This window comes from Serinicoccus chungangensis, from assembly GCF_001483745.1.
GTDB lineage: Bacteria > Actinomycetota > Actinomycetes > Actinomycetales > Dermatophilaceae > Ornithinicoccus > Ornithinicoccus chungangensis_A.
Map to the genome: position 1 here is coordinate 674527 of NZ_LQBL01000028.1, position 14222 is coordinate 688748.

Annotated in this window: 12 protein-coding genes; 6 read left to right on the top strand and 6 right to left on the bottom strand. The window is 72.4% G+C overall.

The annotated features are described in order from the left end of the window. Window positions 1-4: 4 nt before the first annotated feature. From ndk to AVL62_RS11495, 3 genes are read right to left on the bottom strand one after another with little or no spacing between them, the layout of a single operon-like run. Window positions 5-448, bottom strand: coding sequence for a nucleoside-diphosphate kinase (ndk, locus tag AVL62_RS11485; RefSeq protein ID WP_058891735.1), 444 nt, complete (start codon window positions 446-448; stop codon window positions 5-7). Between the two features lie 36 nt (window positions 449-484). Next, complete coding sequence (locus AVL62_RS11490; RefSeq protein WP_058891736.1) at window positions 485-1315, bottom strand: undecaprenyl-diphosphate phosphatase; 831 nt, start codon at window positions 1313-1315, stop codon at window positions 485-487. A gap of 2 nt (window positions 1316-1317) precedes the next feature. Then, window positions 1318-1710, bottom strand: coding sequence for a DUF4233 domain-containing protein (locus AVL62_RS11495; RefSeq protein ID WP_058891737.1), 393 nt, complete (start codon window positions 1708-1710; stop codon window positions 1318-1320). A gap of 106 nt (window positions 1711-1816) precedes the next feature. Here AVL62_RS11495 and AVL62_RS11500 point away from each other — a divergent pair, with 106 nt between their 5' ends. The 5 genes from AVL62_RS11500 (at window position 1817) to AVL62_RS11520 (ending at window position 5924) form a co-directional block, all read left to right on the top strand. Further along, the gene (locus AVL62_RS11500; RefSeq protein WP_058891738.1) at window positions 1817-2449 is read left to right on the top strand and encodes a DUF3105 domain-containing protein; all 633 of its coding nucleotides are present in this window, start codon (window positions 1817-1819) and stop codon (window positions 2447-2449) included. Continuing rightward, window positions 2446-3249 carry a DUF305 domain-containing protein gene (locus tag AVL62_RS11505; RefSeq protein ID WP_058891739.1) on the top strand — a complete coding sequence of 268 codons (804 nt, stop codon included), beginning with the start codon at window positions 2446-2448 and terminating at the stop codon, window positions 3247-3249. Before AVL62_RS11500 ends, AVL62_RS11505 begins: the two co-directional genes overlap by 4 nt. A 109-nt stretch (window positions 3250-3358) precedes the next feature. Continuing rightward, entirely contained in the window at window positions 3359-3577 is a 219-nt protein-coding gene (locus tag AVL62_RS11510; protein WP_058891740.1) for a hypothetical protein, read from the top strand. Next, the gene (locus AVL62_RS11515) at window positions 3574-4860 is read left to right on the top strand and encodes a cupin domain-containing protein (protein WP_235585670.1); all 1287 of its coding nucleotides are present in this window, start codon (window positions 3574-3576) and stop codon (window positions 4858-4860) included. Before AVL62_RS11510 ends, AVL62_RS11515 begins: the two co-directional genes overlap by 4 nt. Beyond that, window positions 4857-5924 (top strand): sucrase ferredoxin, encoded by a 1068-nt coding sequence (locus AVL62_RS11520; RefSeq protein ID WP_058891741.1) that lies wholly within the window; start codon window positions 4857-4859, stop codon window positions 5922-5924. Before AVL62_RS11515 ends, AVL62_RS11520 begins: the two co-directional genes overlap by 4 nt. Here the strand turns inward: AVL62_RS11520 and AVL62_RS11525 are convergent. Both AVL62_RS11525 and ileS read right to left on the bottom strand, forming a co-directional pair. After that, entirely contained in the window at window positions 5921-7396 is a 1476-nt protein-coding gene (locus tag AVL62_RS11525; protein WP_058891742.1) for a bifunctional folylpolyglutamate synthase/dihydrofolate synthase, read from the bottom strand. The two genes, AVL62_RS11520 and AVL62_RS11525, sit on opposite strands and share 4 nt — an antisense overlap. A 21-nt stretch (window positions 7397-7417) precedes the next feature. Beyond that, window positions 7418-10771, bottom strand: coding sequence for an isoleucine--tRNA ligase (gene ileS / locus AVL62_RS11530; protein WP_058891743.1), 3354 nt, complete (start codon window positions 10769-10771; stop codon window positions 7418-7420). 545 nt (window positions 10772-11316) lie between these two features. On the opposite strand from ileS, the gene AVL62_RS11535 reads away from it, so the two are divergent. After that, window positions 11317-12246 carry a hypothetical protein gene (locus AVL62_RS11535; RefSeq protein ID WP_058891744.1) on the top strand — a complete coding sequence of 310 codons (930 nt, stop codon included), beginning with the start codon at window positions 11317-11319 and terminating at the stop codon, window positions 12244-12246. Window positions 12247-12417: 171 nt separating this feature from the next. Here AVL62_RS11535 and AVL62_RS11540 read toward each other — a convergent pair whose 3' ends face one another. After that, window positions 12418-14073 carry an alanine/glycine:cation symporter family protein gene (locus AVL62_RS11540; RefSeq protein WP_058891745.1) on the bottom strand — a complete coding sequence of 552 codons (1656 nt, stop codon included), beginning with the start codon at window positions 14071-14073 and terminating at the stop codon, window positions 12418-12420. Between the last annotated feature and the right edge of the window lie 149 nt (window positions 14074-14222).

A 14222-nucleotide genomic window follows, 5' to 3' on the forward strand; every position in this document is an offset into this window, starting at 1 on the left:
GGGCTCAGCCCTGGGTCGGGAACCAGATGGCGATCTCCCGCTCGGCGGACTCGGGGCTGTCCGAGCCGTGGACGATGTTCTGCTGGACCTTCAGCCCCCAGTCGCGACCGTGGTCGCCGCGGATGGTGCCCGGCGCCGCGGCGGTCGGGTCGGTCGCCCCGGCGAGTGAACGGAAGCCGGGGATGCAGCCGTGGCCCTCGATGACGGCGGCGGTCACCGGGCCCGAGGACATGAACTCCAGCAGCGGCTCGTAGAACGGCTTGCCCTCGTGCTCGGCGTAGTGCGCCTCGAGCTGCTCGCGCGCGGGGGTGAGCACCGCCAGCGCCGCCAGGGTGTAGCCCTTGGCCTCGATGCGGCGCAGCACCTCCCCGGACAGGCCGCGGCGGTAGCCGTCCGGCTTGACGAGGACGAGGGAACGTTCGGTCTGGGGGGTGCTGGTGTCGGTCACGGGGACCAGGGTATGCGGTGCCGCCCGCCCCGCGGGTCAGGGCTGCAGGACCCCGGCGCCCAGCAGCCCGAAGAGCACGAGCGCCAGGACGATGCGGTAGACCATGAACGGCGTGAAGCTGTGGGTGGTGATGTAGCGCATGAACCAGGCGATGACGGCATACCCGACGAGGAACGCCAGGACGGTGGCCACCGCGATCGCACCCCAGCCGGTGCCGGAGCCGATGGCGTCGCCGGTGGCCACCTTGACCAGCTGCAGCCCGCCCGAGGCCAGGACCGCCGGGATGGCCAGGAGGAAGGAGTAGCGGGCCGCCGCCTCGCGGGTGAAGCCCATGAAGAGGCCACCGGCGATGGTGCCGCCGCTGCGCGAGACGCCGGGGACGAGGGCGAGGGCCTGCCACAGCCCGAAGCCCAGGCCCTGGCGCCAGGTCAGCTCGGTGAGCTGCCGCTCCTGGCGACCCACGCGTTCGGCCGCCAGGATCACCAGCGCGAAGACGAGGAGCATCGTGGCGGTGAGCCACAGGCTGCGCAGGTCGGTCTCGATCCAGTCCTGCAGCAGCAGGCCCAGGACGCCGATGGGGACGGTGCCGAGGATGACCCACCAGCCGAGCACGGCGTCCGGGTCGTTCCTGGGGACGCGACCGACCAGCGAGGCGGACCAGGCACGCACGATCCGCACGATGTCGCGCCAGAAGTAGAGCAGGACGGCGGCCTCGGTGCCGAGCTGGGTGATGGCGGTGAAGGCGGCGCCCGGGTCCTCCTGCCCGAGGAACCGGCCGACGATCGAGACGTGCGCGCTGGAGGAGATCGGCAGGAACTCGGTGAGCCCCTGGACGATGCCCAGGACGACGGCGCTGAACAGGTCCACGGTCAGCTCCCCCCCTGCTCCTGCTCGTGCTGGCGCTCCTGCTCCGCCCGCTGCGCGGTCAGCCGGTCCATGCGGATGCCCTGCGTGAGGCACAGCCACCACAGGAAGCCGAACAACCCGGCGACGACGAACATGGCGGGGAGGACGACCCCGGCGGCCAGGGTGAGGAACTGGACGACCCAGCCCAGGAGGATCCCCCGTCGGCTGCGCAGGGCCCCTGCTGCCACGACGCACAGGCCGGCCAGCGCCAGCCCGCCCCAGAGGAAGGCGCCCGCCCGCGGGTCGTCGGTGGTCTGCCCCAGCCGCCAGGCGACGAGGGCACCGAGGAAGACCGACAGGGCCTGGGCGATCAGCGTCGTGGCGCACAGACGTCGGGTGAGGGTGCCGGGAGTCACGCCCCTCATCCTCCCAGACCCCGCCTGTGAGGCCTCTCAGCAACCCGCCAGCACCACGGCATACCCTGGTCCGGACACCAGGCCCAGCCAGACCAGGAGCGCTTCGATGCCCCGACCCGACCGCACCCCAGCGGCGTCCGACCGCGCCGCCAAGGCGGCCAAGATCCAGAAGGCCGGCAAGGCCGCCGACCGGCGCCGAGGCGTCCTCATCTGGGGCTCGGCCGTCGCCGTCGTGGTCCTCATCGTCGGCGCCGTCGTCTTCGCCGTCGTCCGGGACTCCCCCGCCTTCGTCGACCTGGCCGGCGTGGAGGACTTCGAGAACACCCCGGCCAACCACGTCAACGAGCAGATCGACTACGACTCGCCCGTGCCCCCCGGCGGCCCGCACCACCCGGCCTGGTGGGACTGCGGCGTCTACGAGGAGGAGGTGCCGACCGAGCACGCGGTGCACTCCCTGGAGCACGGTGCGGTCTGGCTGACCTACCAGCCCGACCTGCCGGCGGACCAGGTCGAGGTGCTCGCGGCCCTGGGCGACGAGGAGTACATGCTCGTGAGCCCCGTCGCCGACCAGGAGTCGCCGGTCATGGCGACGTCGTGGAACCACCAGCTGGAGCTGGACACCGCGGACGAGAGGACCCTGCAGGCCTTCATCCGCGAGTACCGACAGGCGCCGGACACCCCGGAGCTCGGTGCCGCCTGCACGGGCGGGACGGTGACCGACCTGGTGGCGCGTCAGTGAGCGACCCCGTCGTCGAGCCGGAGCCGGAGCCCACGCCGGCCGCCGCCGCGCGACCCCGTGACCGCTGGCGCACCTTCGGTGCCCCCGCTCTCGCGGTGGTGACCGTCCTCGCGCTGTGCCTCGGGGCCCTCGTGGGCTGGCTGGCCTTCGGTGAGCGGACCCCGCCGGACGACGGCGTCGACGCCGGCTTCGCCCGGGACATGAGCGAGCACCACGCCCAGGCGGTCCAGATGTCGCAGCTGGTGATGCAGCGCACCGAGGACGAGGACGTGCGCCGGCTGGCGGTCGACATCAGCAACAACCAGGGCTACGAGCGCGGGATGATGGGGACCTGGCTGGACGACTGGGGGCTCCCGCGGGCGCGCGGCGAGGAGCGCATGGCCTGGATGTCCATGGAGGACATGGCGGGGCACGACCACACGGGCATGGCGGACATGGAGGACCTGCCGGAGGGGGTGCCGATGCCCGGTATGGCCTCGCCCACCGAGATCCAGGAGCTCACCGACGCCTCCGGGCAGGAGGCCGAGGTGCTCTTCCTCCAGCTCATGACGACCCACCACATCTCCGGCGTCGAGATGGCCGAGGCCGCCGTCGCGCAGGCCACGCAGCCCGAGGTGCTGCTCGCCGCGCAGAAGATGGTGGACGCGCAGGAGGGCGAGATCGTCCTCATGCGCGACATGCTCGCCGAGCGGGACGCCACGCCCCGGGAGGACGTCGACGCCTGGCTGGCTGCGCAGGAGGCGGCGGAGGCCGAGGACGCCCCCTCGCCGGTCCCGGGCTCCGGCGGCCACGACCACTGAGGCCGCCCGTCCGTGCACGGTTGCGGTTGCGGTGCGCCGGGCCACGAAGGATGCTCGTGACCGGGGCCGCGGTCCGCGCGGCCCGACCCACGACTGAAGGGTGGATGCGATGAGCACGCAGGACAACGACCCGTTCGAGGACGTCCCCGAGGCGGGCCCGGCGAGCACCGGCGACGCGGACGGGCACGCCGGACCTGGTGGTGACGGCGGTGCCGACGGCGGCGCGGACGGTCACGCCGGACCTGGTGGCGACGGCGGCGCCGACGGCGGCGCGGACGGTCACGCCGGCCCGGGCGGTGACGGCGGAGCCGACGGTCCCGCCGAGTGACGGACGCACGACCGCACGTGGTGAGGGCCGGGCGACCGGCCCTCACCCGGCTCCTGGGACGCCTGGACGCCGACACCTTCGCCCGCGACCACTGGGGGCATACCCTCCACCTGGCCGCGGTCGAGGAGCGGGACGGCGACGAGTTCACCGACCTGTTCTCCCTCGACGCGGTCGACGAGCTCGTCTCCGACCGCGCGCTGCGGACCCCCTTCCTGCGGGTGGCCAAGGACGGCTCGACGCTGCCTGAGGCCACCTTCACCTCCTCGGGCGGTACGGGTGCCGGGATGCCCGACCAGGTCGACGACACCCGGCTGCTCCGGCACTTCGCCGACGGCTCCACCCTCGTGCTGCAGGGGCTGCACCGGACGTGGGGACCGATCCGGGCCTTCGCGGCCGACCTGGCTGACGACCTCGGCAGCCCGGTGCAGGTGAACGCCTACGTCACACCCCCGGCGAACCAGGGCTTCGACGACCACTACGACGTGCACGACGTCTTCGTCCTGCAGGTGTCCGGCACCAAGCGGTGGTCCCTGCGCGAGCCCGTCCTGCCGCAGCCGCTGCGCAGCCAGCCGTGGACCGACCGCCGCGATGAGGTGGCCGCCCGCGCGCAGGAGCCGGCCTTCCTCGAGACCACGCTGCGTCCCGGCGACTGCCTCTACCTGCCCCGCGGCTGGGTCCACTCCGCCCGGGCGATGGGTGAGGTGAGCGCCCACCTCACCATCGGGGTGCACGCCTGGACCCGGCACCACGTCGCGCGCGCGGCGCTGGACCTCGTGGGCGCCGGTCTCGGCGACGAGGCCGGCGTGCGGCAGAGCCTGCCGCTGGGGGTCGACCTCTCCTCCCCCGACGGCTGGGGCGAGGACGTCGAGCAGGTCCGGGCCGCCCTCCTGCGGCGGCTGCGCGACCTGCCTGCCGAGGAGCTGGCCGCCGCGCTGGAGACCGACCACCGGCGCAGCACCCGCCCGGCCCCGGTCCGCCCGGTGGCCCAGGCGGCCGCCGCCGAGCGGTTGCGTGCGGACGACGCCGTGGTGCTCCGCCGCCACCTCGAGCCCGCGCTGCGCGAGGAGGGCGACCGGGTGAGCCTGATCTCGCGGGTCGCCACCTCCACCCTCCCCGCGGCGTACCGGCCGGCTCTCGAGCGGCTGCTGGGCGGCGAGCCCGTCGTGGTGCGCGACCTCGGTGCGCTCGCCGGGCTGGACGACGACGCGGCGCTGAAGCTCGGGCGCGGGCTGCTGCGCCGGGGGGTCGCGTGCCTGCCGGAGCAGTCCCCCGGGCCCGGATGACCGAGACCTTCCGCTGCTCCGACGCCGCGCGTGAGCGCGGTGACCCGGTCCTGGGCACCGCCCCGCCGCAGGCCCGGCTGCTGCTCGTCGAGGTGCCGGGCGGCTGGCCCAAGGACGCGCTGGCCGCCCTGCCGCCCGAGGCCCGCGACGACCTCGTGCGGGTCATGACGGACCGCTCCGCCCGGTTCCTGCTCATCCGGCGGCCGGGCGGGCAGCACCGTGCGGAGGGTCCGTGGCAGTGGTATGCCGTGGATCCTGCGGCCGGCCCCGGCACCCGCGTGGTGGGTGGCGTGTGGTCCACCGGTGCCGATCTCCTCGCGGCGGCGACCTCGGCGCTCACCGGGGCTGCGGCGCAGGACCCGCCCCGAGACGCCGACCCCCACCACGCGCCCGACCTCGGCGCCTCCCCGACCCCAGGCGTGGTCGACGAGCAGCTGCTGCTCGTCTGCACCCACGGGCGCAAGGACGTGTGCTGCGCGGTGCGCGGGCGGCCGGTCGCGGCTGCGCTGGGTGCGACCTGGCCGGACGAGGTGTGGGAGTGCTCGCACACCGGGGGCGACCGGTTCGCGGCCAACCTGCTCGTGCTGCCGGACGGCGCCTGCTACGGCGGGCTCGACGCCGACGGGGCCGCCGCGGTCGTGCGTGAGCACCGGGCGGGTGCGCCCGCGGTGGCTCACCTGCGCGGGCGCATCGGGCAGGACCGACGGGTCCAGAGCGCCGTGGTGGCCGCGCTGGGTCGCTGGTCGGTGCCGTGGGACGGCGTGCGCCCGGTCGGCGCCCCCGAGCCGCTGCCCCCGGACCACGGTGAGGGACGCTCGGAGGGCGGGACCGGGAAGACCCCGACCGGGGCGCACGACGTGGTGGCGCGGTGGCGCACCGACGTGGCGGTGGAGGGGCACGGCCTCTGGCGGGCGACAGGCGTCGAGCGTCTGGCCCCGCCCCAGCGGCTCACCTGCCGGGCCGCGCAGGCCGGGTCGGTCCGGGTGCCGGAGGTGGTCGGCTGGAGTGCTCTGCCCGAGGCGGTCGACGGGGGCGCCGTGCCCGGGGCCCGGGGCGTCCGCTAGCCGGTCGTCAGCCCCAGCAGCTCGCGGACCTCGGCGGCCGTCGTCACCGAGCCGGTGGCCAGCACGGCACCACCGACCCCGCCGTCGTCGGCCAGGCCCGCCGCCACGTCCAGGGCGTCGGGGAGGGCGTCGACCACGGTGACGCGGTCCTCACCGAAGAACTCGGCCACCAGCTCGCCCAGGCGGTGCGGCCGGATGGCCCGCGGCGAGGTGGTGCGCGACACCACGACGTGGTCGAGCACCGGCTCCAGCGCCTGGATCATGGGCTCGGCGTCCTTGTCCTCCAGGACGGCGAGCAGCCCGACGAGGCGGGTGAAGGTGAAGGACTCGCGCAGCGCCTCCACGAGGGCCTGCACGCCGGCCGGGTTGTGCGCGGCGTCGACGAGGACGGTCGGCGAGCGGCGGACGATCTCGAGGCGCCCGGGTGAGGAGACGTCGGCCAGACCGGCCCGGAGGACCTCGTCGGACAGGGGCTGCTCCCCTCCCCCGACGAAGGCCTCGACCGCGGCGATCGCCAGGGCGGCGTTGTGCGCCTGGTGCCCGCCGAAGAGCGGCAGGAAGAGGCCGTCGTAGTCACCGGCCAGGCCGCGGACCGACACCTGCTGGCCACCGACGGCGATCTCCCGGGCCAGCACGCCGAAGTTCACGCCCTCGGCCCGCAGGTCGGCCCCGACCTCCTCGGTGCGCTCGGTGAGGACGTCCATGACCTCCGGCTCCTGGACCCCCACGACGGCGATGGCCCCGGGCTTGATGATCCCGGCCTTCTCCGTCGCGATCTCCTCGAGCGTGTTCCCGAGCAGGCGGGTGTGGTCCAGCGCCACCGGGGTGAGCACGGCCACGTCGCCGTCGGCGACGGAGGTGGCGTCCCACACCCCGCCGAGCCCGACCTCCACCACGGCGACGTCGACGGGGGTGTCGGCGAAGGCGGCATACGCCACGCAGACGAGCACCTCGAAGTAGGTCATCCGCACGCGCCGGGCCGGGTCCTCGTCGGCGGCCGACTCGAGGTCGACCATCTCGACGAAGGGCAGCACGTCGTCGTAGGCGGCGAGGAAGGCCTCGACGGAGACCGGCTCCCCGTCGGTGCTGATCCGTTCGCGCATGTCGTGCAGGTGGGGGCTGGTGAACCGGCCCGTGCGCAGGCCCATCTCCCGCAGGAGCCGCTCGACCATCCGGGCGGTCGAGGTCTTGCCGTTGGTCCCGGTGAGGTGGACCATCCGGAAGGTCCGCTGCGGGTCGCCCATGAGCTCCATGACCCGCGCCACCCGGTGCAGGCTCGGCTCGGGCATGTGCTCCGGCGTGCGGGCCAGGATGTCCTCGGTCACCTGGGCGTAGCGCGCGAGGTCGGCCGGGTCGGTCGCCGGGGCGGCCGCCCCACGGGTGGAGGGTGCCTCGTCGCCGGGGACGGCACCGCCGGCGTCGAGCGGCAGCTCGGTGCTGCCGTCCTCGCCCTCGAAGAAGTTGTCACTCATCCGTGCTCATCTCCTCTGACCTCAGCGGTCGACGGTGGCGATCATGAGCTCGACGCTGCGTCCGGCGTCCAGCGTGGCGGTCCCACGGTAGGCGCCGGTCGTGCGGGCCGAGACCGGGGGCAGGGGGGTGCCCGAGCCGGCGGCGCCGAACTGCACGGCGAGGGTCTCGGTCATGACGAGCTGCTGATGGGTCATGGCGGCGTCCCACACCTCGTCGTCGCCGACCACGGTGAGGCTGATCCGGTCGGTGACCTCCAGACCGGCGTCCTTGCGGGCGCCCTGCACGGCGCGGACCAGGTCGCGCGCCAGGCCCTCCTTGGCGAGGTCCTCGGTCACCTCGGTGTCGAGGACGACGAAGCCACCGCCGTGACCGCCGAGCATGGCGGTCGCGCGCGAGCCGGCCCCCTGCTCGGCGCCGTCACCGGGACCGTCGCCCACGACGGTCTCGAGGGTGAACTCGCCCTCGACCAGCTCGATCCCGCCGCTGGTGACGGTGCCGTCCTCGGCCACCTGCCAGTCGCCGGACTTGCTGCCCCTGATGGCCTGCTGCACCTGCTTGCCCAGCCGGGGCCCGGCGGCCCGGGCGTTGACGGCCAGCCGCTGCTCGACACCCCAGTCGGCGGCGGACTCCTCGCTGCTGTCCTGGACCACCACCTCTCGCACGTTGACCTCGTCCCGCACGATGTCAGCCAGGTCCGACAACCCCTGACGATGGGCCGTCACGACGGTGAGCCGGGCGAGCGGCAGCCGGACGCGCAGCCCCTGCGCCTTGCGCAGCCCGAGCGTCGTCGAGCAGACCTCCCGCACGGTGTCCATGGCGGCGACCAGCTCCGGGTCGTCCGGCAGGTCGCCGGCCTCCGGCCAGTCGGTGAGGTGCACCGACTCGCCGCCGGTGAGCCCACGCCATACCTCCTCGGTCAGCAGCGGGAGCAGCGGGGCGGCCACCCGGCAGGTGATCTCCAGCACGGTGTAGAGCGTGTCGAAGGCCTCCTGGTCCTCGGCCCAGAACCGGTCCCGGGAGCGCCGGATGTACCAGTTGGTGAGGACGTCGACGAAGTCGCGGATGACCTCGGCGGCCACGGCGATCTCGTTGCCGTCGTAGGCCGCCTCGGCCGCCTCGACGAACTCCCGGGTCTTGGCCAGCACGTAGCGGTCGAGCTGGTGCTCCGCGCCGGTCGACCAGCGCGCCTCGTAGCCCGCGGCGTTGGCGTAGAGCCCGAAGAAGTACCACGCGTTCCACAGCGGGATCATCGTCTGCCGCACCCCGTCGCGGATGCCCTGCTCGGTGACGACGAGGTTGCCGCCGCGCAGGATCGGGGAGGACATGAGGAACCAGCGCATCGCGTCGGCGCCGTCGCGGTCGAAGACCTCGCGGACGTCGGGGTAGTTCTTCAGCGACTTGGACATCTTCTGACCGTCGCTGCCGAGCACGATGCCGTGCGAGAGACAGGTGGAGAACGCGGGCCGGTCGAAGAGCGCGGTGGCCAGGATGTGCAGGGTGTAGAACCAGCCGCGGGTCTGCCCGATGTACTCGACGATGAAATCGGCCGGGAAGTGCTCCTCGAACCACTGCTCGTTCTCGAACGGGTAGTGCACCTGGGCGTAGCTCATCGAGCCGGAGTCGAACCACACGTCGAGCACGTCCTCGACCCGGCGCATGGTGCTCTGGCCCGTGGGGTCGTCGGGGTTGGGCCGGGTCAGCTCGTCGACGAACGGCCGGTGCAGGTCCACGTGGCCGTCACGGTCGCGGGGCAGGGTGCCGAAGTCGGCCTCGATCTCCTCGAGGCTGCCGTAGACGTCGATGCGCGGGTAGGCCGGGTCGTCGCTGCGCCACACCGGGATGGGGCTGCCCCAGAAGCGGTTGCGGGAGATCGACCAGTCGCGGGCGTTCTCCAGCCAGCGGCCGAACTGCCCGTGCTTGATGTGCTCGGGTACCCAGGTGATGTCCTCGTTGGTGCGCAGCATGTCCTCCTTGAACGCCGTGACCTCGACGAACCAGGAGGAGACCGCCTTGTAGATGAGCGGCTGCTTGCAGCGCCAGCAGTGCGGGTAGGAGTGGGCGTACGACTCCCGCCGCAGCAGGACGGTGCCCTCGGTCACCGAGCCGGTGTCCTGCGGCTCGCCGCCGAGCTGGTTGCGGGTGGCGGCCTTGAGGTGGTCCATGATCGGCGCGTTGGCGTCGAAGACGAGCATCCCGGCGTACTCCTCCACCGGGGCGGTGAAGGCGCCGTCCGGGCCGACCGGCATGACCGGCTCGATGCCCTCGCGGTCGGTGACCACCTTGTCGTCCTCACCGAACGCGCCGGCGGTGTGGACCAGGCCGGTGCCGTCGGTGGTGGTGACGAACTCGGCGACGACCAGCCGGTGGGCGCGCTCCCAGCCCTGGTAGTAGGAGAAGGGCGGCACGTAGGAGCGCCCGGTCAGCTGGGCGCCGGTGTAGGTGCCGAGCACCTCCGGGTCCTCGCCGAGCTCGTGGGCGTAGGAGGAGAGCCGCTCCTTCGCGACGAGGTAGCGCTCACCGCCCCCGGACCCGGCGCCCTCGGAGGTGGCGCCGGGCAGCGGGGCCCGCACCACGACATACTCGATGTCCTCGCCGACCATGATCGCGAGGTTGGCCGGCAGGGTCCACGGCGTGGTGGTCCACACCAGCGCCAGCGCGCCGTCCAGGACCTCGTCGGGGGTCGCGCCGGGCAGCAGCCGTGCCCCGACGGTGACCGCCGGGTCCTGGCGCACCTGGTAGACCTCGTCGTCCATCCGCAGCTCGTGGTTGGACAGCGGGGTCTGGTCGTTCCAGCAGTAGGGCAGCACGCGGAAGCCCTCGTAGACCAGGCCCTTGTCGTAGAGCCGCTTGAACGCCCACAGCACCGACTCCATGTAGTCGACGTTGAGGGTCTTGTAGTCGCCCTCGAAGTCGACCCAGCGGGCTTGGCGGGTGACGTAGTCCTGCCACTCGTCGGTGTACTTCAGCACCGACTCGCGGCACTTGGCGTTGAACGCCTCGATGCCGAGGCGCAGGATCTCGTCCTTGGTCTTGATGCCGAGCTGCTCCATCGCCTCGAGCTCGGCGGGCAGCCCGTGGGTGTCCCAGCCGAAGCGCCGCTCGACCCGCTTGCCCCGCATGGTCTGGTAGCGCGGGACGACATCCTTGACGTAGCCGGTGAGCAGGTGGCCGTAGTGCGGCAGGCCGTTGGCGAAGGGCGGTCCGTCGTAGAAGACGTACTCGTTGGCGCCACCCTCGCCGGCGTCGCGCTGCTCGACGCTCTTGACGAAGGTGCCGTGCTCGCGCCAGTAGGCCAGCACGGCCTGCTCGATCTCCGGGAAGCGCGGGGAGGAGGTCAGCGCGGCGGCGGAGGTGCTGGACTGGGGGTAGGCCATGGGCGGGCGGCTCCTGGGGTGTCGCGGGGCGGGCGTCGTGTGCGGTCGTCTCGTGTCGTGGTCAGGCTGTGCCACGAGGACGACGCTGCCGGGGTATGACGCCCGGTCGGCACCGCGGTACCACCTCGCTTGCCCGCCGCTCGCCCCTGGCCCCTGGTCGGGCCTGCTGGCGGCGGCGTGCCGCTTCGTTCCGGCTGTGACGGGCCTACCCGTGCGGTTCTAGTGGGCTCATCGTCGGGTCACGGTGGCCGTTCTTCCGCAGGCTCGCCGCTGATGACGGCTCGGACGCCTGTGCCCACCATGCTAGCGCCTCCCCGGGCCTGTGCTGCCGTTCCCGTGCTGCGTCGGCGCCGACTGCCAGGACACGCCCCGACTCATCGGCTGGAGCGTTCACGTGAACGCTCCAGCCGACGACACGCCCATGACGACCGGCTACAGCGTTCACGTGAACGCTGCAGCAGCAGGTGGTGGTCCAGACGCCCGGGGTCAGCCGACCCTGTGGACAAGTTCTGCGGTCGACGGGCGTTCTCCGGCAGCCTGACGACATGCCGCTCGACCCCACCCGACCGTTCCTCCGGCAGGCCGGCTTGCGTGCCGGTCTGACGAAGCACGAGCTCGACGGGCCGAGGTTCCACACCGTCTTCGGCAGCGTCCGGCTCGCCTCCGACGTCCCCCTCACCCCGGAGGTGCTCGGCCGGTGCGCGTCCCTCGTGGTGCCACGGTGCGCCGTCAGCCGGCACACGGCGGCCGAGGTGTGGGGAGGGGCGGTGCCCCCGACGGCGTGGACCCACGTCAGTGTCGCCCGAGCCGAGGACCGACGGGCCCGGGTGGGCCTCAGGTGCCACGTCAACCCCTCAGCTGTCGTGCGCTCTCGGGCGGGCCTGCGGCTGACCACACCGGCCCAGACCGTGCTGGACCTGTCCCGCGGGCTGTCACTCGTCGACCTCACCGTGCTGGCCGACTCCCTCCTGCACCGGCGCGTCCTCACCCCGGCCGAGCTCGAGCAGCGGCTCGACGCCTGCCAGGGTGGGCTCCCGCGCGTCGCGTCCCTCGCGCGGACGCTCGTCCGGCCAGGGGCGGAGTCGCCCATGGAGACCCGGGCCCGGCTGCTGCTCGTCCTGGCCGGGCTTCCCGAGCCCGTGCTGCAGCACGAGGTGGGGGACGTCAGGCATCTTTTCCGCCTCGACCTCGCCTACCCCGAGCTCAGGGTGGCCGTCGAGTACGACGGTCGTCACCATGCGCAGGACGCCCGGCAGTGGGGCCGCGACCTCGGACGGCGGGAGTGGTTGGACGGTCGGGGGTGGCGGTTGGTCGTGCTGCGCTCCGGGGACGTCTACGGCACCCCCTGGGCGACCGCGCTCCGGGTCGCCGGGGTGCTCGCCGAGCGCGGTCTCGTCACGGGCCTGCCCGCGCACCCACCGGCCACCTTTGCCGCCCACTTCCCGGAGCAGCCGTGGCGCGCGGCCCGTCCATGAACCCGCCATCGCGCCCATGAGCGGCCCTGGCGTTCACGTGAACGCCAGGGCCGCTGTGGGCCGGTGTTTCACCGGCTGCAGCGTTCACGTGAACGCTGCAGCCGACGCCGCGGACACGACCGAGGGCCGGGAGCGTGTGCTCCCGGCCCTTGGTGATGTTGCGGTATGCCGTCAGCGACGGTCGCGCGGGGTGGTGGCCCCACCCGCGCCGAAGCCGTCGTCGTCGGGGTCGGCCAGGCGGTTCTGACCGGAGTCGTCCCTCACCTGGTTGGCCTCGGCGAGGTCACGGACGGACATCTCCTTGTCGTCGTCCAGCTTGCCGAGCTCGGCGAGCTTGCCGCTCTTGCGGTCGGCGAGGTACTCGTTCATCTCCTTCTTGATGACCGGCAGCAGGAAGTAGACGCCGAGCAGGTTGACGAACGCGCAGACGAACAGGAAGTTGTCCGCGAACGCCAGCACCTGGCCGAAGTTGAGGATGCAGCCCGCCACCGTGAACACCAGGAAGACCACCCGGTAGATGAGGGTCGAGGTCCGGGTGTCCCCGAACAGGTAGTTCCACGCCCGCTGGCCGTAGTAGGACCAGGTGATGAGGGTGGAGATCGCGAACAGCGCGACCGCGACCGCCAGGATCGTCGGGAACCACGAGATGTTCTCGGCGAAGGCGTCGGAGGTGACGACGACACCGCCGCCGTAGTCGTAGCTGTCGTCCGCGAAGACCTGCTCGCGCGTCTCGTTGTAGAACGTCGTGTCGGCGATGACGATGGTCAGCGCGGTCATGGTGCAGACCAGGACGGTGTCGATGAACGGCTCGAACATCGCCACGAAGCCCTCGGACACCGGGCGGCGGGTCTTGACGGTCGAGTGCGCGATCGGGGCCGAGCCCAGGCCGGCCTCGTTGGAGAACGCGGAGCGGGTCAGGCCGACGACCAGGGCACCGACGAAGCCACCGGTGACGCCCTCCGCGGTGAAGGCACCGGTGAGGATGTCACCGATCGCACCGGGGATGTGCGGGATGTTCGTCAGGATGACGATGATGCAGGCGAGCACGTAGATGCCACCCATGAGCGGGACCAGGGTCGAGGTGACCCGGCCGATGGACTTCATCCCGCCGATGATGACCGCGCCGATGAGGCCGGCCAGCACGAGGCCGAAGATGAGCCCGGCAGAGGTGGAGGCCAGGAAGCTGTTCTCGCCACCGGTGACCTGGACGGCCTGCGAGTAGGTCTGGTTGGCCTGGAACATGTTGCCGCCACCGACGCCGAAGAAGAGGATCGCGAGGGCGAAGAGGCCGGTGAGGCCGACGGACAGGAACTTGGGGAACTTGCTGAACGCCACGGGGAGGTACTTGAACGGGCCGCCGGACACGGTGCCGTCGGCACGGATCTCGCGGTACTTCACACCGAGCGTGCACTCGGCGAACTTGGTCGCCATGCCGAAGAGGCCGGCCAGGATCATCCAGAAGGTCGCCCCCGGACCACCCAGGGTGACGGCGACGCCGACACCGGCGATGTTGCCCAGGCCCACGGTGCCCGAGACGGCGGAGGTCAGCGCCTGGTAGTGCGGGATCTCACCCGGGTCGTCCGGTGAGGAGTACTTGCCCCGCAGGGTGTCCCACGCCACCTTGATGCCACGGAACTGGATGAAGCCGAAGTAGATCGAGATGATGATGGCCGCGGCGAGCAGCCACATCACGACGAAGGGCATCGGGATGCCGGGGATCTCGAAGAAGATGATGTCGCCGGAGACCTGGGTGATCGTCTCGAAGCTGGAGTCGACGGTGGACTCGAGGTTCTGGACCCACTGGGGGTCATCGACCACCTCGGCCATGGACAGGGGAATTGTTCGCAACATGCGTCACACTGTTTGCCACATCAGGTGATTGGTCAACGACATACCCTGATCGTGACCAAAACGTGATGCTGATCCGGAACACCAGGCACACGTCTCTCGTTCGAGGCACTCCGTCCCCGTCCGTC

Coding starts and splice junctions, on each gene's coding strand:
- AVL62_RS11500 (WP_058891738.1), top strand. CDS start 1,817: ATGCCCCGACCCGACCGCACCCCAGCGGCGTCCGACCGCGCCGCCAAG.
- AVL62_RS11510 (WP_058891740.1), top strand. CDS start 3,359: ATGAGCACGCAGGACAACGACCCGTTCGAGGACGTCCCCGAGGCGGGC.
- AVL62_RS11520 (WP_058891741.1), top strand. CDS start 4,857: ATGACCGAGACCTTCCGCTGCTCCGACGCCGCGCGTGAGCGCGGTGAC.
- AVL62_RS11525 (WP_058891742.1), bottom strand. CDS start 7,396: ATGAGTGACAACTTCTTCGAGGGCGAGGACGGCAGCACCGAGCTGCCG.
- ileS (WP_058891743.1), bottom strand. CDS start 10,771: ATGGCCTACCCCCAGTCCAGCACCTCCGCCGCCGCGCTGACCTCCTCC.
- AVL62_RS11535 (WP_058891744.1), top strand. CDS start 11,317: ATGCCGCTCGACCCCACCCGACCGTTCCTCCGGCAGGCCGGCTTGCGT.
- AVL62_RS11540 (WP_058891745.1), bottom strand. CDS start 14,073: ATGGCCGAGGTGGTCGATGACCCCCAGTGGGTCCAGAACCTCGAGTCC.